This window comes from Pseudomonas prosekii (genome assembly GCF_900105155.1).
Lineage (GTDB): Bacteria > Pseudomonadota > Gammaproteobacteria > Pseudomonadales > Pseudomonadaceae > Aquipseudomonas > Aquipseudomonas prosekii.
Map to the genome: position 1 here is coordinate 271,268 of NZ_LT629762.1, position 26,248 is coordinate 297,515.

Consider the following 26,248-nt stretch of genomic DNA (forward strand, 5'->3'; position numbering starts at 1 on the left):
CGTCAGTTGTTGAGCGTTGCCGGCTGAACTTTCATTTCGACCACCAGACGTTCCAGTTCCAGGGCTGCCGGGGTCAAGGTGCGACCCCGGCGCTTGATCAGCCCGACGCTGCGCATCACTTGCGGGTCGGTCAGCGGCACGCGCGTGAGAATTGGATGATCCTCGGCCGGCATCGCCATTAGCGGCACTGCGGCCACCCCCAGTCCGGCTTCGACCAATCCGATCATGGTCGTGACGTGGCGGGTTTCGCAGATGCTCGGGCGTTGTGGGACCACGCCGGCCAACGCCTGGTCGAGCAGAAAACGGTTGCCCGAAGTCTTGTCGAGCGAGATGTAATCCTGTCGATAAAACTCGTCCCACGTCACGCTGCGGCGCTCGGCCAACGGGTGATCGCGGCGGCAGGCGACCACGTAGCCTTCTTGCACCAAGGGTTCGAAATCGACTTCGGCCTCCAGCGTGCCCATAAAACTCAAACCGAAATCCGCCTCGCCGTTGACCACGGCGCTAAGCACGTCGTGGGCGCTGGAATCGAGGACTTTGACCTTGATTCGGGGGAACTGCCGATGGTAACGGGCGACCACTCGCGGCATGAAGTAGTACGCCGCCGACGGCACGCAGGCGACCGTGACGTGGCCGAGCCGGGTCGAGGCCACTTCGCTGATGCCCAACAGCGCCACGTCCAGATCATCCAGCAAACGCTCGACGCTGGGGATGAAGCCGCGCCCCGCCTGGGTCAGGCTGACCTTGCGCGTGGTGCGCTCGAACAGTTTTACCCCTAGCGCCTCTTCAAGTTTTTCGATGCGCCGGCTCAGCGCCGGTTGGGAAATGCGCACGGTATCGGCAGCCTTGCGAAAGCTGCCCTGCTCGACCACCGCGCGGAAGGCTTGCAGATCGTTGAGGTCGAAATTGATCGCCATGGTGCGCACTCGAAAACAGACAGACTGATCAGCTTATCCTATGAATGTAACCAATTGATGCAGAATGTGCCGAAGGTTGGGTTGGCTGGAGAGTGCCTTCGCGAACAGGCTCACTCCTACAGGGGAATGAGGTGGCGCTGGCGAATGCGCAGCTGACGCCTGCGGCCTCAGCCTTTATCCTTGTCGCCCCCGCCGTATCGAGTCGTTGGAGTTTTTGTCATGCCCCATGAAGGCAACTTGTTGCAAGCCGCTGTCGTGTTTCTGTTCGCGGCGGTGCTCACCGTGCCGTTGGCCAAACGCCTGCAATTGGGTGCGGTGCTGGGTTACCTGTTTGCCGGGGTGATTATCGGGCCGTCGGTGCTGGGGTTGATCGGCAACCCGCAAAGCGTCAGCCATATTTCTGAACTGGGCGTGGTGTTGCTGCTGTTTATCATTGGTCTGGAGTTGTCGCCGCGGCGTTTGTGGGTGATGCGCAAATCGGTGTTTGGCGTCGGGCTGGCGCAGGTGTTGCTGACCGGTTCGGTGATTGGTGTGCTGGCGTTGTTCGTGTTCGGCCAGCCGTTGAACAGCGCGATCGTGTTAGGCCTGGGCCTGGCGCTGTCCTCCACTGCATTCGGCTTGCAAAGCCTGGCCGAACGCAAGGAACTGACCAGTCCTCATGGGCGATTGGCCTTCGCGATTCTGTTGTTTCAGGACATCGCCGCGATCCCGCTGATCGCGATGGTGCCGCTGCTCGCCGGCGGTGATCACACCACCACGGCCGCCGAAGATTTGAATCACGGTTTGCGTGTGCTGGGCAGTATCGCCGTGGTGGTGATCGGCGGACGTTACCTGCTGCGCCCGGTGTTTCGCGTGGTGGCCAAGACCGGCCTGCCGGAAGTGTCGACCGCCACCGCGTTGCTGGTAGTGATCGGCACCGCGTATCTGATGGATCAAGTCGGCGTGTCAATGGCGCTGGGCGCGTTCCTCGCGGGTTTGCTGTTGGCGGATTCTGAATACCGTCACGAATTGGAAGCGCAGATCGAACCGTTCAAAGGCTTGCTGCTGGGTTTGTTCTTTATCAGCGTCGGCATGGGCGCCAACCTGAGCCTGCTGCTGAGCGCGCCAATCACCGTGCTCGGGCTGACGCTGTTGCTGATCGCGATCAAGTTGCCGCTGCTGTTTGTAGTTGGGCGCCTGGCCGGTGGGCTGGGCAAAGTCAGTGCGATTCGCCTCGGTATCGTCCTCGCGGCCGGGGGTGAATTTGCGTTTGTGGTGTTCAAGATCGGGCGCGACCAAGGGCTGTTCGAGCCACGTTTGTACGACCTGCTGGTGCTGACCATCACCCTGTCGATGGCGGTGACGCCGCTGTTGCTGCTGTTATGCGCGCGGCTGTATTCGCCGAAAGTGCAGCCAGTCGTGGTGCCGGAGAAATTCCGCGAAATCGACACCGACGCGCCGCGTGTGGTGATTGCCGGCATGGGCCGGATGGGCCAGATCGTTGCGCGTATCTTGCGCGCGCAGAACATCAAGTTTGTTGCGCTGGACACCTCGGTGGAAACCATTGAACTGTCGCGCAGCTTCGGCGGTGTGCCGGTGTTTTACGGCGACCCGATGCGCCCGGAAATCCTCAGTGCGGCGAAGGTTGGGGAAGCGGAATATTTCGTCATCGCCACCGACGATCCGGACACCAATATCAAAACCGCTGAACTGGTGCACAAGCTCTACCCGCACATGAAAATCATCGCGCGGGCGCGTAACCGTCAGCACGTTCACCGTTTGGTCGATCTGGGCGCAGAAGCGGTGCGCGAAACCTATTACTCGAGCCTGGAAATGAGCCGTCGCACACTGGTCGGGTTGGGCCTGACGCAAGCGCAGGCGGATGCGCGGATCAAGCGCTTCAAGCATCACGACGAACAGGTGCTGGAAGCCCAGCATGCTATCTACGACGACGCCGCCAAAGTCCTGCAAACCGCCCAGGAAGCCCGGGCGGAATTGGCCAGATTGTTTGAGTCGGATCAATTGGAAGAGCAGGAATCGGGCAAGGTTTAAGCCGCAGGCGGTCAACAAATCCTGTTCACGAGCAGGCTCTCTCCCACCAGGGATCTGAGCCTTGCCGCGGACCTGTGGGAGCCGAGCTTGCTCGCGATGGCGCGGTGTCAGACAGCGCAATATCAGCTGGCCCACCGCTACCGCGAGCAAGCTCGGCTCCCACAGTTCATCAGGCCAGTTCCAGTTCTTTGTTTGCGACTGCCGCCCTGGCTTGAAAGCGATCCGCCGAAAACGGTGTGATGTCCAGCGGCAGCGGTTCGTTGTTGATCAGCTTGTCCAGCAACACCCCGGTAATCGCCGACGTCAGAATGCCGGTGCGGAAATGTCCGCAGGCATTCAGATAGCCTTCCACCCCGTTCATTGGCCCGAGAATCGGCAACTCATCCGACGAGCCCGGACGCAATCCGGCCCAGGTGCGCTTGAGGTTTACCTCGGCCAGCTCCGGAATGCAGCGCACCGCGCCTTGCACCAGTCCGGCGATTTCCGGGTAGGTGGTGGTGACGTCGAAGCCTTTGTCCTCGGTGGTGCTGCCGATCAGGATCTCGCCGTTGTCCTTCTGCGCCACGTAGCAATCGCTGGTAGTCAGGCAGCCGCGCAGGATCTTCGGCATGCGCTCGGTCAGCAGAATCTGACCTTTGACCGGGTTCACCGGAATCCGGATGCCGGTGGCCTGTTCGCTCAAATCAGCCGCCCACGCCCCCGCCGCGTTGATCAACGTGTCGCAATGGAACACCCCGGCCTCGGCGGTTTGCACCCCGGTCACCCGCGAGCCGTGATGCAGCACGCCGGTGACGTTGGTGTTGAAGTACATATCGACACCATTCTGCCGCGCACCTTCGGTGTAGGCATCGGCGAGGCGAAACGGGCTGACCTGATGATCGCAGAGAAACTCCAGCGCGCCCCTCGCCTCATGGCTGACGCTTGGCTCGGCCTCGCGCAGTGCGGCTTGATCGAGCCAGCGCACTTGTTCGGCCAGATGCGGAATGCACGCCACGATGTGCTCGGCGTAGAGCCGATCTTCGTCGTCGTAAATCACGAACTTCAGTCCGGTTTTCTCGAACTTGAAATCCATCCCGTGGTTGTCCTGCAACTCTTTGTGCAGGGCCGGGTACAGCGCGTTGGACTGCAAGGCAAAATCGAAGAACGACTGCGGCAGGATGTGCGGCGTGCTCGAATCGACCACTACCGCCGAACCCTGGGCTTCGCGTTTGCGATTGGCCGACATCATGCGGAAGAAAATCACTCCGCAGCCCAAGCCGACCGACTCCCCAATCGCCCACAAACCGCCCGCCGATGCGCGGGTCGCGTTGCCCGGACGCTTGGCGTCGATCAGCGCCACTTTGAGGTTTTTGCGTTTGGATAATTGATAGGCGCAAGACGCACCGATTACACCGCCACCGGCGATGACCACGTCATAGAACTTACTCATGATCGGCGCCCTCCGTGGCGGCGTTGTGGAAAGCGGAAAACGGGATCGGGTCGATCGGAAAGCGCGGGCGCAACCAGCCAACGTCCTGGCGCCCGGTGGCTTCGCGCAAGCGGTCGCTGCAGTAGCCGACGCACATGCGCCCCTGGCAATCGCCCATGCTCACGCGGGTGCGCATTTTCAGGCTGGCCATGTCTTGCACGCCTTGCTGCAGCGCGCGGTCGATGTCGGCGCGAGTCGCGTGTTCACAACGGCAGATCACTGTTTCGGCAGCAGGCAATGCGGTCTGCCCGGCGCCGCGCTCGGTGTAACGATCGACCGCCGCGCGGAAACGCACAATCGACTTGAGTTTCGCCAGGTAGCGGTCTCGCCGCAGCAACGCCAATTGCGGGTCCAGCACCTCGCGTTGCAGCAGTATCGAGGTCGCGGCAATTCGCCCGGCGAGCATCGCCGCTTCACCGCCACGAATGCCACCCATGTCCCCGGCCAGATGCACGTGCGGTTCGTTGCTCTGCTGCCAAATGTTCGACTGGGCGCGCAGGTAACCGTCGTCGCTGAACCCGTGGTTCAGGCCCATTTGCTGACTGAGTTGAGTGCGCGGGATAAACCCGTAGCCGACCGCCAGGGTCTGCGCGGCAATGGTTTGTGCACGGCTCAAATCCGCCGTCCAGTCGCGCGAATACGGCGCGACGGTGACGGATTGCAGTTCGTTGTCGCCCTGCCCCTCGACCACGCCCCAGCCGTACAACATCGGGATGCCGTGTAATTTGAGGAACGCGAGCATGCTCAGGCCATCGAGAAACAGCTGCGGTTTGTTCAGCAGCGCTAGGCTTTCGCGGGCAATCTTGCCAAACGCGCACGCCTCGTAAACCCCCGCCACGGTGACCCCGGACGCGTGCAACTGGCACGCCACCAGCGGCAACAACGGCCCAGTGCCGGTGATGACCACCAGACCTTGCGGCTTGACCACGCCGCTCTTGATTTGCAGTTGCAAACCACCAAGCAGAATCACCCCCGGCAAGGTCCAACCCGGAAACGGCACACTGCGTTCGTGGCAACCGGCAGCAAGCAACAACTGCGAATACTCGATCTCCTGCAAACGTTCTTCACCATCCAGCACCACCAGCGCCCGCGTGCCTTCGGCGCCGACCACCCGATGGTTGAGGCGCACATCGATCAGGCCGGATTGCTCCTGGAAGTCGCCATGCAATTTGCCCAACACTTCGCAATACCGTGGCCCGAGGTAATCGAGCTGAACGCCGTCACGCAACGGTCCGCGATAGACCACGCCACCAAGGCGCGACGCTTCTTCGAGCAAGGTACACCGCACGCCGTGCCGGGCCAGTTCAATGGCCGCAGACATGCCCGCCGGGCCGCCGCCGACGATCACCGGTTGCAGGCTCATAAAACCTCCTGCTCGGGAATGCGATTGACTTGGGTTTCAACGGTCATGCCATCACGAACAATGGTCTGGCAGGCGCGGCGCTTGTGCCGGCCGTTGATTTTCACCAGGCAGCATTGGCACACGCCCATGCCGCAATAGGCGCCGCTGATTTGATCGTGATCGTTGCGAGCCACTTGGCGAATGCCAAGGGATTGAATGACCGTCAGGACGGTCTCGCCGACGGCAGCGCTGACCGCTTGGCCGTTGATGTGCAAAGTCATATCCGCGCGCACCAGCGGCTGGATATCGAAGGTTCTGTCTGAGGGTTGCATTACGTGATTCTTCCGTGAAAGTTTCAGGTGGATTTTGTCAGCTCCAAGCTGCACTACACCTTGCCGAACAACTGATCCGCGAAAAACGCGCAGGTCTGCACCGGTACTCCGACAGCGCATCAGCTGCGCGCCAATGCACTGTAGTTGAAGCTGCAGCGAGGGCTTAGTCTTTTACGTTAAGCGATATTTCATTGCGAAATATTGATCCACGCCATTGAACCTGCCCCGCTACCACCCGCTCGTCAGTCGGAAAATACGAACTGGCCCTTGATCTTTTTCGGGCCGATGAAACCCAGGTCAGGGAACAGCAGGTTTTTCATGTACGCCACGAAAAACACCATTGCCAAGGTGATCGCAGCACCGATCAGCACGGACACCGGGTCCTCGGAAAAATCCTTGAACAGACGTGGAAACTGGCTGAGGGAAAGGATCACGTAGACCGTATAGAACTGCGCTTTGACGGTGTAGAAACCGTAGGCGAACAGCAGTGGAATGCCGGCCGCGAACAGGGTGAAAAACAGCGTCGCAATCGGCCCGATCATCATGCCGAGGAAGAACCCGGCAATCGCGCCGAGCACCGCTTGGGCAATCGTCAGCGCCAGCAATATTTTCATTTTGCCTTGGTGCTGCGCGGTACGCGCCGGGTCCGGGTGCGCGCCAATCCAGTAGGCCAGCACCCGATCCTTGACCGCGCCACCGGAAAAGGTCTTGAACGTTTCGGTTTTCGAGCGACCGGCATCGAGCATCGCCACGAGTTGCCGTTTGATTTCCTTCTTGTCCAACGTGTTACTCCCTGATACGACAAAAATAATGTAGGGGCGAGCCTGCTCCCACAAGGATACATCGGGTTACATAGTGCCCCAAAATGCAAAAAGCCGCTTCTACCAAGGGCAGAAGCGGCGGAGGCATGAGCCTCGTAAGCGTTATTGCATTAAACGGATCAGTGCATGAACAGCGCGATCAGAATGATGATCGGGATCGGCACGCCGAGAAAGAACAGAAGTAGTGAGCGCATGGTTATTTCTCCTTGATTAGCGAACTGGTGGCAGCGAGTTGGTGGTCACGTAGGCATCGGATTCCAGATACACCACGGCATCCCGACGACGACCGCCGAAAGTAGCTGCGAAACTGGCGAAGAACGCACCGGCCAGCAGCGCAACGAACATCCACAACGCGGTCCAGGCAGCAATTTTGGCGGCGGTGTCGGCAGCTTGTTGAGCGGCAACCTTAGCGTCGGCAACGGCTTTCTGGGCACGGGCATAGACTTCGTCAACCCGGCGCTCGGCATCTGCCTGAGTCAGGTTGGTACGTTGGGCAACCAGTTGTGCGAGGTAGGTACGATCTTCCGGCGACAGGCCTTCATTGCTCAGGCTGCGCACGAAGATGCGGGTCACGGTGCCACGTGCAGCGTCATCGCTGACGGCAGCTGGACGATCATCGCGGAACAGGCTGTCGATGAAGTAACCGTACTGGTCGCTGTCAGTATTGGCAGCGGCTGTGCCTGCAGCTTGGGTCATTGCACTTGCGGCGCCACCGGCAACGCTTGCACCGGCCTGCACACCACCGCTGACGATGCTGCTGACCGAACCGACGATCAGCGTCGCGGCCACCAGAGTCGCCACACACCATGAGAGGAAGCCATGCGCGGTGTCGCGGAAATACACTTCATCGCCGTGCATGTTGGCCCATTTCACACGAAGACGACCGGCAATGTAGCCACCGAGCCCGGAAGCAATAATCTGCGTTGCGGCCAGCCAGACGATTGTGGAAATGCCCAGGCCCTTGGCGCTGACGCCCTCGTTGGCCCACGGTGAAACAGCCGAGAAGCCCAGACCGAAGCCGAGCAGCACCAGAATCAGCGATAACGCCGCTGCCGCAGCAGCCCCTGCGAAAATCGCGCCCCAGGACACGCCCGAGAGCGTGCTCGATTCATCTGCGGCAGCGTAATAACCCTCAGAAGATCTATTCATTATTGTTCAGCTCCAGGCATGAAAGATGGTGTTACAACTTGTTGTCAGGAGAGGAATTGCAGGCAGCGTGCCAGTCGTCCGAATTTAATAATTCGTTATAAATCATAAGGTTAAAAAATCAGATGTTCTGAAGACCATGCAATTTGCAAGAGTTGCTTAATATCAGCGGGTTTTATGCATTGGACGGCAAGCGCGAATCCGGTGTTAAGCGCCCTACTTGCGCTTGTAGCTTTTATTACCGCTTGGGGTCAGGCGAAACCTGCGCCCGCAGCTGATCTCCCAGCAACATGAAAGTTAATTTAATTAGCCGCGCGCATTTCTTGGCAAAATGCCCGCATTCTGTAACGAACCGCACAGCAGGCCGCCCTTATGACGCGCATTTTGACCATCGAAGACGACGCCGTGACCGCCCGCGAGATTGTCGCTGAGTTGAGCAGCCACGGGCTCGACGTGGATTGGGTCGACAATGGCCGCGAAGGCCTGGCGCGCGCGGTCAGCGGCGATTACGACCTGATCACCCTCGACCGCATGTTGCCGGAGCTCGATGGTTTGGCCATCGTTACCACGCTGCGGACCATGGGCGTGGCCACGCCGATCCTGATGATCAGCGCGCTGTCCGACGTTGATGAGCGCGTGCGCGGCTTGCGCGCCGGCGGCGACGATTACCTGACCAAGCCTTTCGCCACCGACGAAATGGCCGCGCGGGTCGAAGTGTTGCTGCGTCGGCAGAACACCGTCAGCGCCCAAGCCACCACGCTGCGGGTGGCGGACCTGGAACTGAATTTGATCAGCCACGAAGCGAGCCGCAACGGCGAATTGCTGACGTTGCTGCCGACCGAATACAAACTGCTCGAATTCCTCATGCGCAACACCGGGCAGATTCTGTCGCGGATGATGATTTTCGAGGAAGTCTGGGGTTATCACTTCGACCCCGGCACCAACCTGATCGACGTGCACATCGGCCGCTTGCGCAAGAAGATCGATCCGCCCGGCAATGTCCCGTTGATCCGCACCGTGCGAGGCTCGGGGTATGTCATTGCTGAACCCCTATAAAGGCTGGCGGTCCTCCAGCAGCCGATTGCTCGCGCTCTACAGTTCACTGTTTGTGGCGTGGAGCGCGATCCTCATGGGCGTCATGTATTACGAGGTTTCCGGCTACCTCGACAACCTCGCCAAGCACTCGTTGATGCAGCGCCAGCACTTGTTTTCACGCTTTCAGGGCGAGCAACTGGTAGACGCGCTCGGCGCCAGCATGATGTTTGATATTCGCGGCATCGACGCCTATGGCTTGTTCGATGCCGAGCAGCGTTACCTCAGCGGCGCCCTGCGCGAGATCCCCGCGGAATTGCCGTTGGACGGGCGGATTCACATGCTCTCCAGTTGCGCCGAATCCGACGACCCGACCCTGCCCGCCGACAGTTGTGATGCAGTGGCCACGCGCACATTGGATGGGCGTTGGCTGGTGCTGGTGCGCGACAACGGTTCGCTGTTTGCTGTGACGCAAATCATCCTGCACGCGTTGTTCTGGGGGGTTTCGCTGACGATCCTGCCGGGCATCGCCGGCTGGCATCTGTTGCGCCGCCGGCCGCTGCGGCGGATCCGCGCGATCCAGGCCAGCGCCGAGGCCATCGTCGCCGGCGACCTGACCCATCGCTTGCCGCTGTCGAACCGCCGCGACGAACTGGACATGCTCGCCGCTATCGTCAACGCCATGCTCGAACGCATCGAACGCTTGATGAACGAAGTCAAAGGCGTGTGCGACAACATTGCCCACGATCTGCGCACGCCCCTCACACGGCTGCGCGCTCAGCTGTACCGGATTCAGCAACAGGCCGACGACAGTTCGCCGCTGGTGCAGCAACTGGATTCGGTGCTGGCTGAGGCCGATACGCTGATGGCGCGCTTTCGTGGGTTGTTGCGGATTTCCGAACTGGAAGATCGGCAGCGGCGCTCGGGGTTTGTGCAGCTTGACCCGATGCCGTTGCTGCAGGAACTGCATGACTTTTATCTGCCATTGGCGGAAGAAGGCGAACTGGTTTTCCAGCTGCAACTGCCGGAGTCGCTGCCCTCATTGAACGGTGATCGCGCGTTGCTGTTTGAGGCGATTGCGAACCTGTTGAGCAACTCGATCAAATTCACGCCGCCGGGTGGCGAGGTGATTTTGCGTGGGTTGAATGAGGGCGGACATACGCGCATTGAAGTGTTGGATTCCGGACCGGGAATTGCGCTGGCGGAACGTGAAGCGGTGTTTCGACGCTTCTATCGCGCGGAGGGTGGCAATCAGCAGAGCGGGTTTGGCCTGGGATTATCGATCGTCGCGGCAATCGTCAGCCTGCACGGCTTCACCCTCGACGTCGGCACCAGCGAACGCGGCGGCGCACGCCTGGTGCTTGATTGCCGAGAAAACCTCATCGCCCAGACCTGACGAAACCGCCGTGGGAGCAAAGCTTGCTCGCGATGGCGGTCTGCCAGTTGAAAATTGTGGTGACTGACCCACCGCTATCGCGAGCAAGCTCAGCTCCCACAGGTTTTTTTGCTGAGTCCGGATTTGTGGCTTAACACCAATCCCTGTAGGAGTGAGCCTGCTCGCGATAGCAGTGGGTCAGGCATTTGGTGTCGGCTGATAGACCGCTATCGCGAGCAAGCTCAGCTCCTACAGGTTTTTTGGTTGGGATAGGGATTGGTGGTTTTGCACCAATCTCTGTGGGAGCAAAGCTTGCTCGCGATTGCGGTAGGTCAGCCAGTTTGGCTTCAGCTGACAGACCGCTTTCGCGAGCAAGCTCTGCTCCTACAGGTTTTTTTGCTGGCGTCCGGATTTTTGGCTTAGCCCCAATCCCTGTAGGAGTGAGCCTGCTCGCGATGGCGGTCTGCCAGTTGAAAATTGTGGTGACTGACCCACCGCTATCGCGAGCAAGCTCAGCTCCCACAGGTTTTTTGGTTGGGATCGGGATTGGTGGTTTGCCACAAATCCCTGTGGGAGCGAGCTTGCTCGCGATAGCAGTGGGCCAGTCAATTTGGTGTTGGCTGATAGACCGCTATCGCGAGCAAGCTCAGCTCCTACAGGTTTTTTTGCTGGCATCGGGATTTGTGGTTGGGCACCAATCCCTGTGGGAGCAAAGCTTGCTCGCGATGGCAGTGGGTCAGCCAATTTGATGTCGGCTGATAGACCACTTTCGCGAGCAAGCTCTGCTCCTACACGGGGGTTTTAGGCCGGGTAGTTCGCGCGCAGGGCTTCGAGGCCGCCCTTGTAGATGCCGTCGAACAGCGCTTCCACTTCGGCATCGGTCACGCCTTTGGCGTTAAAACGACCGGACCACGTTACCCGCGCGCCCTGCCCTTGCGCTTCTACGCGCAATGTCGCCAGGTAATCGGTCGCCGGGAATGGCGCTTGTTCAATCGAGTAGCTGTAGGTTTTTGCCGCGTTGTCGAACGTTTGCAAACGCTCGACGACCACCGCGCCGTCCGCCGTTTGCAGGGTGCGCACGCGCCCGCCTTCACTCAGTTCACTCTTGGGAATGAACGGCAGCCAGTTCGGCAACGTGTCGAAGCCGCCGATCAATTGCCACACTTCGTCGGCCGAAGCCGGGATGTCGATAAATGCTGATGCAGTTGCCATAAATGATTTCTCTCGATGAATTCGGGGTTCAGATTGCCATGCTGTCGACGACGCCGCCATCAACGCGCAACGCAGCGCCAGTGGTTGCCGAGGACAGAGGCGATGCAATGTAAGCGACCAGATTCGCCACTTCGGCGACGTCCGCGACGCGCTGGATGATCGAGCTTGGCCGCGCCTTGCGGACAAAAGCGTCGGCCTCTTCGCGGGCGCTGCGGCCGGATTCGGCGGTGGCGTCCTTGAGCATTTCTTCCAGACCATCCGTGAACGTCGGGCCAGGCAAAATCGCATTGACCGTCACACCAGTGCCCGCCAGGCGTTTGGCCAAGCCATGCGACACCGCCAGGTTGGCGCTTTTGGTCACGCCGTAGTTGATCATGTCCGCCGGGATCGCCACGCCGGATTCCGAGGACAGGAAGATCACCCGGCCCCAGCCGTTGTTGACCATCTGCGGCGTGTAATGCCGCGCCAGTCGGACGCCAGAGATCACGTTGACTTCATAGAAGCGCGTCCATTCGCTGTCCGGCGCGTCGAAGAAGTCCACCTCGTTGAAGATCCCGAGGTTGTTGACCAGGATGTCGGCGTGCGGTTCGGCGGCGAAGAGTTTTTCGGCGCCTTCGGCAGTGCCGAGGTCGGCGGTCAGGCTCCGCAATTGCGCGCCCGGCACGTCGTGGAGAATGCTCGCCAACGCCTGCTCAACCTTGGCCGAGTCGCGGCCGATCACCACCACCGTCGCGCCGGATTCGGCCAGCGCCTTGCTGATGCCCAAGCCAATGCCAGCGGTGCTGCCGCTGACAATCGCGAGTTTTCCAGTCAGATCAATTTTCATGCTCAAGCTCCAATGATCGGCAGTGGCGCGCGTTCGGAAATCAGCTTCGAATCACGCAGTGCCTGCCAGAACGCTGCAGGAATCACTTCGTTCAACGCCGCGACATCTTCGGCAATTCGCTCGGGACGGCTGGCCCCAGGAATCACCGCAGCGACCGCCGGGTTCGCCAGGGAAAACTGCAACGCCGCCGCTTTGATGCTGACGCCGTGAGCCGCGGCGATGCGCTTGATTTGCTCGACTTTGTTGATAATCGCCGGGCTGGCTTGCTGGTACTCAAAGTGCGCACCGCCGGCGAGGATGCCCGAGCTGTACGGACCGCCGACGACGATTTCAACGTTTTGCGCCAGTGCCGACTCCATCAAACGCTGCAACGCGCGGTCGTGGTCGAGCAACGTGTAGCGGCCGGCCAAGAGGAAACCGTCCGGCTGCGCTTCGGTCAGGTCGAGGGTCAGTTCGCAAGGTTCGACCTTGTTCACGCCCAGACCCCAGCCCTTGATCACGCCTTCTTCACGCAAACGGGTGAGCACTTTGAACGCGCCGGTGCGCGCCTGATTGAAGTATTCCAGCCACTGATCACCGTAGAAATCCTGGGCGATGTCGTGAATCCAGACAATGTCGAGGCGATCGGTTTGCAGACGCTTGAGGCTGTCTTCAATCGAACGCAGGGTCGCGTCGGCGCTGTAGTCGTTGACGATTTTGTTCGGCCGGCCGTGTTCGAACACGCCGCTCTTCTCGCCCAGATCGCGCGATGCGGTGTCTTCGATTTCATCGAGAATTACCCGGCCAACCTTGCTGCTGAGCACGTAGTCGTCGCGGTTGTACTGGGCCAATGCGGCGCCCAAGCGAATTTCCGAGAGGCCCGAACCGTAGAACGGCGCGGTGTCGAAGTAGCGCACGCCAGCATCCCAGGCAGCGTGCACGGTGGCTTGCGCTTCTTCTTCAGGGATGGCGCGGAACATGTTGCCGAGTGGTGCGGTGCCGAAACCCAGCGCGCCGGGCAGTTTGTCTTTCAAGCTCATGGGTGATTCCTCTGTGTTGAGGGTCAGCTCTTGTGACCGTTGAGCCGATCGTAGATTGCGAGAGTCGGACCGTCCAAGACATAATGCGCAGCACTTGAGTCCCCAGAGGTCTGACATGATCGACATCCGCCAATTGCGCTACTTCGTCGCCGTCGCCGAGGAAGAACACGTCGGTCGCGCCGCCGAACGTTTGCACATTTCGCAATCGCCGCTGAGTCGGCAGATCGCTCAACTCGAAGAGCGTTTGGGCCTGACGCTGTTCGAACGCAGCCAGCAGCGCATCCGCTTGACCCGCGACGGCCAGACTTTTCTCGCCGAAACTCGCGCCTTGCTGACCCACGCCAACCGCCTCGAATCCTTGGGCAAACGCCTGGGTCGTGGCGAAGAAGGCGGTTTGTGCATCGGCTATATCGAGAACGCCATGCACGCCGGCGTGCTGCCGAATGCGTTGCGCGTGTTGCGCGTGGATCGGCCCAATGTGCACGTCGCGTTGTACAACCTCAGCTCCGCCGAACAACTCGAAGGCCTACGCCAGCGTAGTCTGGATATCGCTTTGGTCAGTGAACCGCCCGTCGCCGATGACCCGGATTTGTTGGGTTTTCAGGTACTGGACGACCCGATGCTGCTGGCATTGCCGGAGCATCATCCGTTGGCGCAGCAGCCAACTTTGCGCGCGGAAGACCTCGCTGATCAGGAATGGATTGGCGTGCAGCATCGGCAAAATTGTGCGAGCCGCGAAGACTTTATCAGCGCCTGTATCCGCGCCGGTTTTACCCCGGATATTCGTATGGAAGCGACCGAGCCGTTTACCGCGCTGGGGCTGGTGGCGTCGGGGCTGGGGATCGCGATGATTCAGAAAGGCTTGAGCCGCAACGCCCCGCCGGGCGTAGTGTTGCGAGACGTGCCGTGGATTTCGTTCACCACACCCTTGTGGGCGGCATGGCACCGGATCAACCTGCGACCGCTGGTGGAAACGTTCCGCAAAGTGCTGACTGAACCGGTTTCGTCGACCGACTGATCAACATGAAGCCTGCGTCCCTGCGAAGATCCCTCGTAGGAGCCGAGCTTGCTCGCGAAAGCGGTGGGTCAGTGACATAAAACTGGCTGACCCACCGCCATCGCGAGCAAGCTCGGCTCCCACAAGGATGGGCGGCACCACACCAATTTCGCTACTCACAAAAATCCCCTTGTAGGAGTGAGCCTGCTCGCGAAAGCGGTGGGTCAGTGACATCAAACTGGCTGACCCACCGCCATCGCGAGCAAGCTCGGCTCCCACAAGGATGGGTGGCACCACACCAATTTCGCTACTCACAAAAATCCCCTTGTAGGAGTGAGCTTGCTCGCGAACGCGGTGGGTCAGTGACATTAAACCGGCTGACCCACCGCCATCGCGAGCAGGCTCACTCCTACAGGGGGAACGTCGATTCAGTGAATCGCGACCGGGTTGATGTTGACCTGGGTCGAGCCTTTGTACAGCGGCTGGCCGAGGACGAACATGAACTCCCAGGCCTTGTCTTTGACCAGCGCGCGGCTGTCGATCAACTCGAGGTTATAGATGCCGTTCTTGGCGAGCATGTACTGGTTGACCGGGAATTCCTGGCCGTCTTTCGCCGGGTAGATCTCCGACGCCCAGGTGTCCCCGCCGAACGCGACGATCTGTTTGTCGACCAGCCATTTCGCGGCAGCCATGCCGATGCCCGGCTCGACGGCGAGGAATTTTTTGTCGTCCTTGCCGAGCAGTTCCAGCCAACCGGTGTTGAACAACACCACATCGCCCTTCTGGATGGTCACGCCTTGCAGGTCGAGAGCTTTCTGGATATCGGCGACGCTGAATTCGGTTTTTTCCGGGACGATTGGCGTGCCGTACACGGCGGTCATGTCCAGCACCACGCCACGGGTGACAATCGGCGGCACCTTCTCGATGCCGAGTTTTTTCACGCCTTCGACGGTGACGAAATCGGCGGCGCGGTTGCCGTTGTAGTAGACGTAATCGATGCCGATATGGCCGATACCGTTGAGCTGCGTGCCGACGCCGGTCCAGCCGACCACCAGCTCATCGTTGAAAGTGAATTTGTTCGGCCCCATCGTCGTGCCGCCGGCCTCGCCCGGCTGGACGTTGGTCAGGTTGAAACTGCGATGACGGAAGGCTGGCAGCGTTTTGTCGATCGGCACGGCGAGCGGATAGGTTTTGCCGGTCTTGATCAGTTTGGCGGCGTTGAGCACCGAGTCGGCGTTCAACAGATTCAGCGCACCGATTTCGTCGTCAGCACCGTATTTTGACGGGTACCATTTTTCGGCATCGGCGGCATGGGCGGCGCTGAACGAGAAGAGCAAGGTGAATGGCAGGATCAAACGATTGAGCATGGGGGCGTCCCTGTGGGTTGGCAGTGACCCCACGGTACGCAGCCCGCCTGTGCGGAAACAGACAGGCGCGGGCAATACATTTGTTCCGGATACTCACGAGTGCTCTGGTTGTCGCGTGGGAGCATGGCTTGCCCGCGAATGCCGTGGTTGTCTTGTGGGAGCATGGCTTGCCCGCGATAGCGATTTCAGCAACGCCATCGCGGGCAAGCCATGCTCCCACAAGACAAGGATCAGCCAGCGTGGTGGCGAATCAATGCAATGTCGGTCAAGTCGGCTGCAAGCGCAGTCGGCCATCCGCATCTACGACGACTTCGACCGCATCGTAACTGGCCAATGTCGCGTGCGGCGTTTCCAGCGGATGCTCGTGAGTCGAGGTGATCACCAACACATCAGCGCCAGCCGCTTCCGCCGCTTGAATACCCACGGTCGCATCTTCGAAAATCAGGCATTCGGTCACGTCCACGCCCAACCGCTGAGCGGCCAGCCGATAACCCGCAGGATCAGGCTTGCCGGCCTTCACGTCCTCGGCCGTGACCATCATTGCCGGCTCGGGAATCCCCGCCGCCGCCATCCGCCGCAACGCCAAAGCCCTCGGTGCCGACGTCACGATTGCCCACTGCTGCGCAGGCAAGGTTTTGAGGAATTTCGCCGCGTTGGCGACTTCGACAATGCCTTCTACGTCCTCGACTTCCGCTTCGGTGATAAACCTTGCCTCGGCTTCTGCATCAATTCCGGGCAAGGCCTGGCGATTGATCGTATCGATGGCGCGCGCACCGTGGATGGTCGGCAAAAACGTCACAACGTCGAGGCCGTGACGCTCGGCCCACGCGGCCCAGACGCGCTCGGCGGCGGCGATGGAGTTGAGCACGGTGCCGTCCATGTCGAACAGAAACGCGCGGTATGAGGTGTTGAAAACAGATTTTTGAGCAGACAAAAGACAACTTCCTATCGGGCCGGACCAGTGCGGCAATGTAGCACCGCAGGTCGGCCGCAATCGACTGTGTAGAGGGTAAATCGCCGTACAGGCTAAAGCGTCGGTCTAAGGCGCGGTGCGCGATTTCAATGCGCCTTCAACGCAATCGAGCAACTGCCCCAGCGCCCAAGGCTTCTTGATGAACGACACCTCGTGACGCACCCCGGAAGTTTCCGGCGTCTCGAAACCGGACATGATCATGATCGGTTTTTCCGGCCAGCGATCGCCGAAATCATTCGCCAGGTCGGCGCCGTTGCGCTTGCCGGGCATGGTGATGTCGGTCAGCAACAGGCTGATCTTATCGGCGTTTTCTTCGAGGTACAACGTCGCCGCGTCCGCGCTGATCTGCGGCTCTACGGCAAAACCTTCTTCCTGCAGAATCTCGCACAGAAACTCCAGGATCAACGGGTCGTCCTCCACTACCAGAATCAAGCCGCCAGGACCCGGCTCGCCCGCCATTGTTATTGGATTCATGACCGTCCCACTCCCTGATTGCACAAATGAATTTGCAGCTCAATTACGCTACCTATCAGGTATGAGCAGCGGACTCTGAGGAAATTCATTTTTGATACAAGCAAGTGACGAAATCACCGAACAAAGCTGCACAGCGCTGCCAGCGAGTTGATATCCAGACGTTGCTCAAGGACGTTTGTGGTTAAAATGCCGCCCCCTCACATTGCCGACGTTGCCCGATGAACCCTGACGCCCTCGCCATTCTTCACGCTCACCTGCTGACCGCCCTGGCCACTGCCCCGGCCGAAACTCGGCGGCTGTTTCACGGGCGCGGGCGCTGCTGGCCAGGGCTGGAGCAGTTGACCGTCGACTGGTTGCAGGGCGTGGTGCTGGTGTCGTTGTTCAAAGAACCCGAACCGCAGCAGCTTGAGGATTTGAAGCAGTTGCTGATGGACCTCACGCGCTCCGCCGAATGGCAGCAATCCGCCGCGCACACCTTGCTGCTGCAGCACAGGTATTTGCTGCAAAGCACCACCGAATGGCTGCTGGGCGATGCGCTGGATGAGATGACCATCACCGAGGGTGGCCTGAATTATCGGGTGGACCTGGGCCGCAAACAGAACGCCGGGTTGTTCCTCGACATGCGTTACGGCCGCGATTGGGTGCGGGCAAATGCCGAGGGCAAACGGGTGCTGAATCTGTTCGCGTACACCTGCGGGTTTTCCGTGACGGCGATCGAGGGCGGCGCGGCGCACGTGGTCAACCTGGACATGTCCAGTTCGGCGCTGAGCCGTGGCCGCGACAATCATCGGCTCAATGGCCATGACCTGAGCAAAGTGACATTCCTCGGTCACGACCTGTTCAAGTCCTGGGGCAAGGTGATTGGCAAAGGGCCTTATGACTTGGTGATTATTGATCCGCCGTCGTTTCAGAAAGGCAGTTTTCTCCTGACCAAGGATTACCAGCGCGTGCTACGGCGCTTGCCGGAATTGCTCACCGAGACAGGCACGGTGCTGGCGTGCATGAACGATCCGGCGTTTGGCTCGGACTTCTTGATCGACGGCGTAACCCGTGAGGCGCCGAGTTTGCACTTCGTCGAACGCCTGGAAAACCCACCGGAATTTCCCGACGCCGATGTTGAACGCGGGTTGAAAGCGTTGGTGTTTCAGCAAGGGAATTGAGCCTGCTCGCGATAGCGGTTAAATATTCACAATTTGCGTGTCAGACACACCGCCATCGCGAGCAAGCTCGGCTCCCACAGGGATTTTCAGTGGATGCTGGATTTATGGGCAACAGAGATTCCATGTAGGAGTGAGCCTGCTCGCGATAGCGGTTTCACATTCACAATTCGCGTGTCAGACACACCGCCATCGCGAGCAAGCTCGGCTCCCACTGGGGATCTTCAGTGGATGTTGGATTGGAGGACAACACAGATCCAATGTAGGAGTGAGCCTGCTCGCGATAGCGGTTTCACATTCACCATGTGCGTGCCAGGCACACCGCCATCGCGAGCAGGCTCGGCTCCCACACGGGATCTTCAGTGGATGCTGGATTTATGGGCAACACAGATCCAATGTAGGAGTGAGCCTGCTCGCGATAGCAGTTTCACATTCACAATTTGCGTGTCAGACACACCGCCATCGCGAGCAAGCTCGGCTCCCACAGGGGATCTTCAGTGGATGCTGGATTTTGCGGGCAACATAAATCCAATGTGGGAGCGAGCTTGCTCGCGATAGCAGTTCCACATTCACCACGTGCGTGCCAGACACACCGCCATCGCGAGCAAGCTCGGCTCCTACAGGGGATTTGGCTGGGGCGCGGGAGTTACACCAGGCGCAATCTTGGGGTGATGGCCGGCACGGCGGCGTCGCCCAAGCGCTCGCGGACAAATTCGTTGGCCTTGCGCGTCAGTTGGTCCAGATGCCGATCGCGCTGTTTTTCCGCGTCGGTCATCGCCCGTTTGCCATTCTTCTGCAGCAGGTAATGGTGAATCTGCCGCACTTCCAGCGAGCTGTAGATCGGTGCCGTGTCCAGCACCGCCATCAAGCCATCGGTGCCGTGATCGCGGGTATTCATCAGCACTTGCGTGGCGCGCACGCCGACCACTTGAAACCCCAGCGCTTCGAAATAACCGACCTTGGCCACGCTGCAGGTCAGTTCGGCATGCGGGTAGCGGCCGACCATTTCGCGCAGCATCGCGCGGGCCACGCCCTGGCCCCGATGGCTCGCGTCCACCGCCATGTACGCGACGCCACAGGCCTCGGGATCGTCCTTCACCGGCAGGTACAACACGAAGCCGATGACCTTCTGCGGGTCGTCGACATCGGTCGCCACGATCAACTCCACCGCAACGCCCTTCGCCCCGTTCAACGCCTCCAGATAGAGGTGAACTTCATAGCCGATCGCGTATTGGTAAACGTTGTACAACAGGTTACTCGGCGGCAACGCGACGGCGCTGATGTCGGTCAGGTTGTCGACCACCAGTTGCAGGACTTGGCTATTGATGTGCTCCGGGCACGGCGTTTTGAAATGGCTGATCTGGTGCATCGAAAGGCTGACTCCGGGGATAAAGGCGTTGACGCGTTCGCAGCGGGCCGGCGCATTGTAACGCGTCAGCCGCCTTACGCCGCCTGCGCATTCGCACCCGCTAGCGCTGGGGCGCGACGATGCGAAAGCGAATGTCGATGTTTTTCGAAACCACGCTGTCGGCCCACTCCCCGGCGCCGATCTTGAAGTCATCCCGATTGAGCGCAAACTCGCCGACGAATATGCCGATGCCGCTTTCTGCGCTCAGTTGGACCTGGACTTCTATCGGGCGGGCGACGGCTTTGAGCGTGAGGTCGCCGCTGAACAGATAGCGGTCATCGCCGAGAGCTCGGATGCTGGTGGACTGGAAAATCGCCAACGGATGCGCGGCAGTGTCGAACCAGGCGGGTTTCTGCAATTCGGTATTGGCGTCGCTGCTGCCGGCGTCGATGCTGGTCAGGTCGATGTGCAGCGTCGAATGCGCTGCACCGGGGTTTTGTGTGTCGAAATCGAGTGTGCCTTCGAACTTGCCGAAGGTGCCGTAGACCCGCGAGCCGAATTGGCTGAAGGTGAAACTGATCTGGCTGGCGGCGACATTGACCTCGCTGAACTCGGCGGCCTGGCTGCTGACGGCGAAGACCATGGCCGCCACAATGACGGCGAAATGCGGGAAACGAAAGCGCATGGGATTCTCCGATCGGCGAATTGCCGGGATAGGAGGAATAAAGCAAAGAACCCGCGTTTGCGCCACCGCGATATTCGCCAGCCACAAACCCCACCCCCACCAAAAATCCCGTAGGAGCAAAGCTTGCTCGCGAAGGCGTAATCCCAACCAACACATACATCACCTGACCCACCGCTTTCGCGAGCAAGCTCAGCTCCTACAGGATCAACGCCGAGCACAAACCCCGCACCCTCCACAAATCCAGTGTAGGAGTGAGCCTGCTCGCGATAGCGTCATCCCAGCCAACACATACATCACCTGACCCACCGCTATCGCGAGCAAGCTCAGCCCCACCAATATCTCTAATTCTCCCCAGCGCTTCAGCGACTCACAAACTGCTCAAACTGCCAGGGATCCGGCGCTTTACCCGGCGCACAAAATGGCTGCAACACCCTCTCCGGCGGCTGCCAATCGGTCTGCACGCCGGTCAACGTGCCGAGGTAAGGCGTGGCGATTTCCAGCACTTCCTCGTAGTCCATTTGCTCCGCCTCAACGATGCCTTCGTTCGGATGGCGCACCGCCCAGACAATCCCCGACAACACCCCGGCAGCCACCTGCAGACTGGTCGCCGTGTTGAACGGCGCGATGGCCCGCGCCTCGTCGATGCGCAACAGCGAGCCATACCAATACGCGTTCAAATCGTGGCCCATCAGCAACACCCCGAGCGCATCGACGCCGCCCAGAATGATCTCATCGTTCATGATTCGTTTATGGGTTTGCGGTTTCCAGCCACGGCCAATCAACTCGTCAATCGACAGCAACGCGTCGTCGCACGGGTGATAAGCGTAATAAACAGTCGGTCGGTAGACTTCTTTGCCCAACTCGCGGACGGTCAGGTAATCGGCGGTGGACACAGTTTCGTGGTGCGTAATCATCCGCCCCAGGCACGGCCCGCCGAGCGGCGTCCAGGTGTAAACCTGCACACTGGCGCCCGGCCGCTCGAGGAAAATCGAGTTACGCGAACCGAACTGATGACGCTGCGCATCCACCGGCCAAGTCTTCTCGTGCGTGCCCCAACTCAGCTCCGCTGGTTGCAGACTCTCACTCAAAAACCCATCGACCGACCACGTATTGACGAACTCGTCGTCCTCCTTGATCTGCCGGGTTTTCTGCGTATCGCGCTCGGCGACATGAATGACCTTCACGCCCATGTCCATCGCCAGCGCCGCCCAATTAACGCCCTTGCGCGTCATCGGCAACGCAGTTTTCAGTTGCCCCGCCAGTTGCACCAAACCAGCCTTCAACAGATGCGAAATCAAACCCGGATTGGCGCCGTGCGCGACGACTGCCGTCGGGCCTTTATCAATCACTTCACGCAGTTCAAGCACGCTATGCCGAAGCGCATAGTTGGTGCGCTGGGACAACGACATGTCCGGACTGGCATAACCGCCTTCCCAAGGTTCAACGCAAGTGTCGAGGTACAACGCGCCAACATGCGCGGCATAGTGCATCAGCGCTACCGAACTGACGCCCACCGAAACATTGACGATAAAGTCACCGGGGTTGACGTAACGATCCAGCGTTTTTGCATAGTTGTCTTGGGTCAGTTGCGCTTCAATGAACTCAATACCCTGCTGCGCAAACCATTCGCGGTCTTCAATAATAGGCGCGAGTACGGTGATGTCGCCGACCGAAATATGCTCCTGCCTCAGCAACAATGGCAATGTCGCCCGGGCAATAGAACCAAATCCGACAAATACGAACCTGCCGGAAAATACGCAGTGATTGTCCATGTTGATTGCGCCTCCATGCCCGTTGCCCGTTACACGGCCCGACAACTTAACGGTATGCAATCAACCTACTCGCGCCCTGCCCCGGCGACTACTGTCATATCTGACAGCCAGCCACCAAAGGACAGCTTTCAACTTCAGCAAACAACTGCGCTATACCAACCGCTCGATCTTCTGGTGCCGCCAGACGAACTTGTAGTAAGCCGTCTGCAACGCCAACATGCCCAAGTAAGCCACCGGAAACGCCATCCACACACCTTGCAGTCCATAGTGCGTATCCAGCCAATACGCGACCGGCAACTGCACGCCGACCACACAGACAATTGAAATCGCCATCGGCACCAACACCGTGCCGCTGGCGCGCATGATCCCGCCGATAATTGCCTGGAAACCAAACACCAACAAACTCCACAACATGATGTGCAACAGATGCTCGGCCATCGCTTGCGTCGTCGGTTCAGTAAGGAACAACCCCAATAACCAGTGCGACAACAAATACCCCAGCAATACCAAACCACCGGTCAAACACACATTGATCAACAGGCCCGTGCGCAAGATCGGCGTAATCCGCTGTAGTTGCCCCGCGCCAATCGCCTGCGCGCCGAGAATCGATGCCGTAATCGCAATCGACAACGCCGGAAACTGCACGTAATTGACAATCTGCGTCACCGCCCCATACGCCGCCGTCGCCTGCGAGCCATGCTGATTGACCAACGCCAGAATCACCAACTCCGACGCCGACAACACCACCATCTGCAACCCGGTCGGCAAGCCGATGCGCAAGACCTTGCCGAGAATCGCCAGGTCGAGACGCATCGCCGCAAACATCTCGCGATCCGGCGCCAATGGATGCCCCTTGCGAATCAACCGCCACGCCAGCCACCCCATCGCCGACAAATTGCCCACCAACCCCGCATACGCCGCACTTTGAATCCCCTGCGGCGCAAAACCAAGCCAACCGCGAATCAACGCCGGCGTCAGCGCCAACCCGATACACGTCGACACCACCAACGCCACCAACGGCGAAACCGTGTCGCTGACCCCGCGCAACAACTGCGTAAACAGCACATAAACCAACAGCGACGGCATGATCCACATCATCACGTGCGCATACGAAACCGCGTCGTCCAACACATCCGCCGGCGTGCCCAAACCCTGCAACGCCGGCCTGGCAAAAATGCTCCCCAACACCGCCGCAAGCAGCCCGATCATCGCGCCCAACAGCAACGTCGTCGCGGCGATAGTTTTGACCAAATGCGTCTCCCGCGCGCCCCAGGCCTGCCCGATCAGTACACCCGCGCCAGCCCCGAGCCCGATCACCAGAGCAATAAAGAAGAACACGATCGGGAACATCCCCGACACAGCCGCGAGCGCCTGAGTGCCGAGCATTTGGCCGATGTAGATGCTGTTAATCGTGCCCGACATGGATTGCAGAAAGTTGGAGAGGACCATGGGGGCGAGGAAAAGCAGGTAGGTTTTCCAGAGGGGGTATTGGGTGGTTGGGGTTTGCATTGAGAGTCCGTCTCGGGTGGCGGGTGGGGCTTGGGGGATTCTACGCTAAGGGAGGCTGGGTTGATGGGGTTGGATGTATTGGGGTTGATTTGGGTTTGCGTGGAGGGAGTTGAAGCGGATTTTATCCGTTCGTGCGGGGCAGAGATCGGCCAAAAGCGGGCATTGAGGAGCGTTCTATTTCCTACAGTCCTAGGGTCTGTAATGCAGCCGGTCGCTAAGGGCCTACATCGCTGCAAGCCCTTGACCTGCTAACGGTTGAAAATCTGAATCGACGGCACTCCTTTAGCGAATTGGCAGACGGCCTGATATTCCAGTTGTAAACCAAAAGCGTTCTTGGCTTCGAAATCCATTTTGACTCTAGACGATCCGCCCGGGCCTTTCCGGTCACTTGATGTGCCTGCCAGCTCGTGGAGGACTACTGTAGATGGGTGGGTTGCAGAGGTTTTGATCAGCTCAGAGCATTTCATTATTTCCGATGAGCTAGCTCTTTCGGGCTTCGGTTCGGTGGGTTTTTTCTCTGCCGGCCATAAAATCCAACTGAAGAGTACGACCCCCAAAACCCCCGCAAAAATCCATTCAAACTTGCTATATCCCAGCATTGAAATCATTCCCTTTTCATTTGGGCCTACGAGCGGCATCGCTTGGGTGATTGCATCTGATCGCAACTTAACATGGCCGCTTGTCGCGCGTCGCGACCGGCAGCAAAGGGTCGAAAGCAGCCCTTACCCACTAAGTGCGAGCATTAGTGAAGCTCCACTAATAAGCCGAGGACTGCTTGCTACAAGTCTTTGAAAAAATGACCCCATACTCCTACACCAATCTCGGAGTTTTCCCCTATCGCCGCAAACCAATAAAACCTAGAGTCACCCCGTCGCCCCAAAAAGCGACCCAGGTTTGGCGACCTGCAGATCGGATCAGTCCTTTACTTAAATCTGATTCGGAGTTTCACCTATGGAACGCTACATGCCTCTAACCGGAATCGACCTGGTCCCGGCTTCCCTGCTCATCGACACCCAAGCCCCACTCGACGTCCTGCAAGCCATGGCCGATTACCGCATTCGTTCGGTTACGCAGGTGTTGGAAAACATCGCCTACCGCGCCGAGATTGGTTGCGACACGGTAGTGTTGGCGGACTTCTGCAAGTTGCTGGTCATTTCGTTGCGCGACGGTTGCGACTTGATGGACGTGATCGGCCGGCGCTTGCGAGCGCAGGTTAAAGAGTAAATAAAAAGGGCGCCGTATTGGCGCCCGTTTTTTTTTGCCCGTGATCGTCGTAGCATTGCGGGTCTTGCCTCTTCCCTACTTCTGTCGAGTAACCGATGACCATGGATGAATTTCATCAAGGAAACTGTCTCTGCGGCGCAGTCAGATATGAGGTTTCGGCGCCGCTTAAAGATGTTCCGGACTGCCAATGTCGGAAATGCAGACGATGAGTGCTAATGACTGCGGACGTCCTTCACCAAATGAGTTCTCGTCGGGTGATCTGGAGGAGTTTTCCCATTGGGACATTTTCTGACCGAACCACAACTGACAGACGTCAGAACCGCGCTGTCCGAACCATTCAATTATTTTCCAACCGATTACGAATATATCGCGCGCGAAGTCAAAGGGGTCGATGCAGAAGTCCTCTATGAAATCTTTTACTCAGAAGTAGCGCCCGTGTGCTTCTCCAATATTGCAGCAGTCCTGCCCTCGGTCTGGACAGGTTTTGACCCCGACTGGCTGAGAACTACCATTGAGGAAAGACTGGCGGCGCAGGAACGTAATTGGCTGCGGAGGCAGTTCGATAAGGCGCTGGTGCTATGGCTGAAATACAACTACGACTACATGTGGAAGGAAATTGCTCAGAGGCTTTGACTCCCCAATGCACAATCGAATTTTTACCCGCAGAGTTTTATGAAATACCAGTTACGAAAAACGGGCGCCGTGTTGGCGCCCGTTTTTTTGTGCCCGTGATCGTCGTAGCATTGCGGGCCTTGCCCCTCCCCTACTTCTGTCGAGGAACCGATGACCATGGATGAATTTCATCAAGGAAGCTGTCTCTGCGGCGCAGTCAAATATCAGGTTTCGGCGCCGCTGAAAGCCGTTTCGCATTGCCATTGTGGCAAGTGCCGAAAGGCTCACGGCGCCGCGTTTGCGACTTATGCCAGCGCCCCGAGGTCGGCGGTTTCGATTTCGAGTAGCGTCGAGGCGCTCAAGCGTTTTCAATCGTCGCCCGGCATCACGCGGCAGTTCTGTTCTAACTGCGGGACTTCGCTGTTTTGGTCTGACGCCAACGGCGCGTATGCGGATTGGATTTCGATTGCAGTTGGCACACTTGATACGCCGTTTCGTGCGGCGAAGCAGCGGCATACGTGTGTATCGGAGAAGGCGTCGTGGTTCGAGATTGAAGATCGGTGGCCGCAGGAGCAGTGATGGTTTTCGGTCAGTTGTGATTAATCTGCG

Annotated in this window: 26 protein-coding genes; 9 read left to right on the top strand and 17 right to left on the bottom strand. The window is 59.1% G+C overall.

The window, feature by feature from the left end; translation table 11 throughout:
- Window positions 1–2: 2 nt before the first annotated feature.
- On the bottom strand, window positions 3–917 hold the full coding sequence (locus BLU01_RS01230; protein WP_092269718.1) for a LysR family transcriptional regulator: 915 nt from the start codon (window positions 915–917) through the stop codon (window positions 3–5).
- 219 nt (window positions 918–1,136) lie between these two features.
- Here BLU01_RS01230 and BLU01_RS01235 point away from each other — a divergent pair, with 219 nt between their 5' ends.
- Window positions 1,137–2,948 (top strand): monovalent cation:proton antiporter-2 (CPA2) family protein, encoded by a 1,812-nt coding sequence (locus BLU01_RS01235; RefSeq protein WP_092269721.1) that lies wholly within the window; start codon window positions 1,137–1,139, stop codon window positions 2,946–2,948.
- 169 nt (window positions 2,949–3,117) lie between these two features.
- Here the strand turns inward: BLU01_RS01235 and hcnC are convergent, their stop codons facing one another.
- The 5 genes from hcnC to BLU01_RS01260 all read right to left on the bottom strand — a co-directional run bounded on the left by hcnC (window position 3,118) and on the right by BLU01_RS01260 (window position 8,060).
- Window positions 3,118–4,377 carry a cyanide-forming glycine dehydrogenase subunit HcnC gene (gene hcnC / locus BLU01_RS01240; protein ID WP_092269724.1) on the bottom strand — a complete coding sequence of 420 codons (1,260 nt, stop codon included), beginning with the start codon at window positions 4,375–4,377 and terminating at the stop codon, window positions 3,118–3,120.
- Complete coding sequence (gene hcnB, locus BLU01_RS01245; protein ID WP_092269727.1) at window positions 4,370–5,779, bottom strand: cyanide-forming glycine dehydrogenase subunit HcnB; 1,410 nt, start codon at window positions 5,777–5,779, stop codon at window positions 4,370–4,372. The genes hcnC and hcnB overlap by 8 nt, the downstream gene beginning before the upstream one ends.
- Window positions 5,776–6,090 (bottom strand): (2Fe-2S)-binding protein, encoded by a 315-nt coding sequence (locus tag BLU01_RS01250; RefSeq protein ID WP_092269730.1) that lies wholly within the window; start codon window positions 6,088–6,090, stop codon window positions 5,776–5,778. Before BLU01_RS01250 ends, hcnB begins: the two co-directional genes overlap by 4 nt.
- 242 nt (window positions 6,091–6,332) lie before the next feature.
- On the bottom strand, window positions 6,333–6,872 hold the full coding sequence (locus tag BLU01_RS01255) for a hypothetical protein (protein WP_092269734.1): 540 nt from the start codon (window positions 6,870–6,872) through the stop codon (window positions 6,333–6,335).
- A gap of 249 nt (window positions 6,873–7,121) precedes the next feature.
- On the bottom strand, window positions 7,122–8,060 hold the full coding sequence (locus BLU01_RS01260) for a hypothetical protein (RefSeq protein ID WP_092269737.1): 939 nt from the start codon (window positions 8,058–8,060) through the stop codon (window positions 7,122–7,124).
- Window positions 8,061–8,429: 369 nt separating this feature from the next.
- Between BLU01_RS01260 and BLU01_RS01265 the strand changes: the two genes are divergently transcribed.
- Entirely contained in the window at window positions 8,430–9,113 is a 684-nt protein-coding gene (locus tag BLU01_RS01265; protein ID WP_092269740.1) for a response regulator transcription factor, read from the top strand.
- The gene (locus BLU01_RS01270; protein ID WP_092269742.1) at window positions 9,091–10,485 is read left to right on the top strand and encodes a sensor histidine kinase; all 1,395 of its coding nucleotides are present in this window, start codon (window positions 9,091–9,093) and stop codon (window positions 10,483–10,485) included. Before BLU01_RS01265 ends, BLU01_RS01270 begins: the two co-directional genes overlap by 23 nt.
- Window positions 10,486–11,265: 780 nt before the next feature.
- On the opposite strand, the gene BLU01_RS01280 is transcribed toward BLU01_RS01270, so the two are convergent.
- The 3 genes from BLU01_RS01280 to BLU01_RS01290 are packed head-to-tail and all read right to left on the bottom strand — an operon-like array spanning window position 11,266 to window position 13,521.
- Window positions 11,266–11,676 (bottom strand): SRPBCC family protein, encoded by a 411-nt coding sequence (locus tag BLU01_RS01280; protein ID WP_092269748.1) that lies wholly within the window; start codon window positions 11,674–11,676, stop codon window positions 11,266–11,268.
- Between the two features lie 28 nt (window positions 11,677–11,704).
- Entirely contained in the window at window positions 11,705–12,502 is a 798-nt protein-coding gene (locus tag BLU01_RS01285; protein ID WP_092269751.1) for an SDR family NAD(P)-dependent oxidoreductase, read from the bottom strand.
- A gap of 2 nt (window positions 12,503–12,504) precedes the next feature.
- Entirely contained in the window at window positions 12,505–13,521 is a 1,017-nt protein-coding gene (locus BLU01_RS01290; protein ID WP_092269753.1) for an aldo/keto reductase, read from the bottom strand.
- Between the two features lie 115 nt (window positions 13,522–13,636).
- On the opposite strand from BLU01_RS01290, the gene BLU01_RS01295 reads away from it, so the two are divergent.
- On the top strand, window positions 13,637–14,539 hold the full coding sequence (locus BLU01_RS01295; protein ID WP_092269756.1) for a LysR substrate-binding domain-containing protein: 903 nt from the start codon (window positions 13,637–13,639) through the stop codon (window positions 14,537–14,539).
- Between the two features lie 407 nt (window positions 14,540–14,946).
- On the opposite strand, the gene BLU01_RS01305 is transcribed toward BLU01_RS01295, so the two are convergent.
- The 3 genes from BLU01_RS01305 to BLU01_RS01315 all read right to left on the bottom strand — a co-directional run bounded on the left by BLU01_RS01305 (window position 14,947) and on the right by BLU01_RS01315 (window position 17,332).
- Entirely contained in the window at window positions 14,947–15,885 is a 939-nt protein-coding gene (locus BLU01_RS01305) for a cyclase family protein (RefSeq protein ID WP_092269761.1), read from the bottom strand.
- 265 nt (window positions 15,886–16,150) lie between these two features.
- A complete protein-coding gene (locus BLU01_RS01310; RefSeq protein WP_092269763.1) occupies window positions 16,151–16,819 on the bottom strand; it encodes an HAD-IA family hydrolase in 669 nt (222 codons plus the stop codon).
- 105 nt (window positions 16,820–16,924) lie between these two features.
- Entirely contained in the window at window positions 16,925–17,332 is a 408-nt protein-coding gene (locus BLU01_RS01315) for a response regulator (protein ID WP_092269766.1), read from the bottom strand.
- 218 nt (window positions 17,333–17,550) lie between these two features.
- Between BLU01_RS01315 and BLU01_RS01320 the strand changes: the two genes are divergently transcribed.
- A complete protein-coding gene (locus BLU01_RS01320) occupies window positions 17,551–18,492 on the top strand; it encodes a class I SAM-dependent methyltransferase (protein WP_092269769.1) in 942 nt (313 codons plus the stop codon).
- A gap of 643 nt (window positions 18,493–19,135) precedes the next feature.
- Here BLU01_RS01320 and BLU01_RS01325 read toward each other — a convergent pair.
- The 5 genes from BLU01_RS01325 to BLU01_RS27485 form a co-directional block, all read right to left on the bottom strand.
- Window positions 19,136–19,858 (bottom strand): GNAT family N-acetyltransferase, encoded by a 723-nt coding sequence (locus BLU01_RS01325; protein WP_092269772.1) that lies wholly within the window; start codon window positions 19,856–19,858, stop codon window positions 19,136–19,138.
- Window positions 19,859–19,958: 100 nt separating this feature from the next.
- Window positions 19,959–20,522 (bottom strand): YceI family protein, encoded by a 564-nt coding sequence (locus BLU01_RS01330; RefSeq protein WP_092269775.1) that lies wholly within the window; start codon window positions 20,520–20,522, stop codon window positions 19,959–19,961.
- Between the two features lie 359 nt (window positions 20,523–20,881).
- On the bottom strand, window positions 20,882–22,294 hold the full coding sequence (locus BLU01_RS01335) for a saccharopine dehydrogenase C-terminal domain-containing protein (RefSeq protein WP_092269778.1): 1,413 nt from the start codon (window positions 22,292–22,294) through the stop codon (window positions 20,882–20,884).
- A gap of 150 nt (window positions 22,295–22,444) precedes the next feature.
- Window positions 22,445–23,803, bottom strand: a complete 1,359-nt coding sequence (locus BLU01_RS01340) for an MATE family efflux transporter (protein ID WP_092269781.1) — start codon at window positions 23,801–23,803, stop codon at window positions 22,445–22,447.
- Between the two features lie 248 nt (window positions 23,804–24,051).
- The gene (locus BLU01_RS27485) at window positions 24,052–24,411 is read right to left on the bottom strand and encodes a hypothetical protein (protein ID WP_149086457.1); all 360 of its coding nucleotides are present in this window, start codon (window positions 24,409–24,411) and stop codon (window positions 24,052–24,054) included.
- 343 nt (window positions 24,412–24,754) lie between these two features.
- Here BLU01_RS27485 and BLU01_RS01345 point away from each other — a divergent pair, with 343 nt between their 5' ends.
- From BLU01_RS01345 to BLU01_RS01360, 4 genes are all read left to right on the top strand, one after another.
- Entirely contained in the window at window positions 24,755–25,027 is a 273-nt protein-coding gene (locus tag BLU01_RS01345; protein ID WP_092269784.1) for a hypothetical protein, read from the top strand.
- Between the two features lie 101 nt (window positions 25,028–25,128).
- Entirely contained in the window at window positions 25,129–25,236 is a 108-nt protein-coding gene (locus tag BLU01_RS28445) for a GFA family protein (protein WP_456238996.1), read from the top strand.
- 67 nt (window positions 25,237–25,303) lie between these two features.
- On the top strand, window positions 25,304–25,660 hold the full coding sequence (locus tag BLU01_RS01355; RefSeq protein ID WP_092269787.1) for a DUF7079 family protein: 357 nt from the start codon (window positions 25,304–25,306) through the stop codon (window positions 25,658–25,660).
- Between the two features lie 156 nt (window positions 25,661–25,816).
- Window positions 25,817–26,218 (top strand): GFA family protein, encoded by a 402-nt coding sequence (locus BLU01_RS01360; RefSeq protein WP_092269790.1) that lies wholly within the window; start codon window positions 25,817–25,819, stop codon window positions 26,216–26,218.
- The last annotated feature ends 30 nt before the right edge of the window (window positions 26,219–26,248 follow it).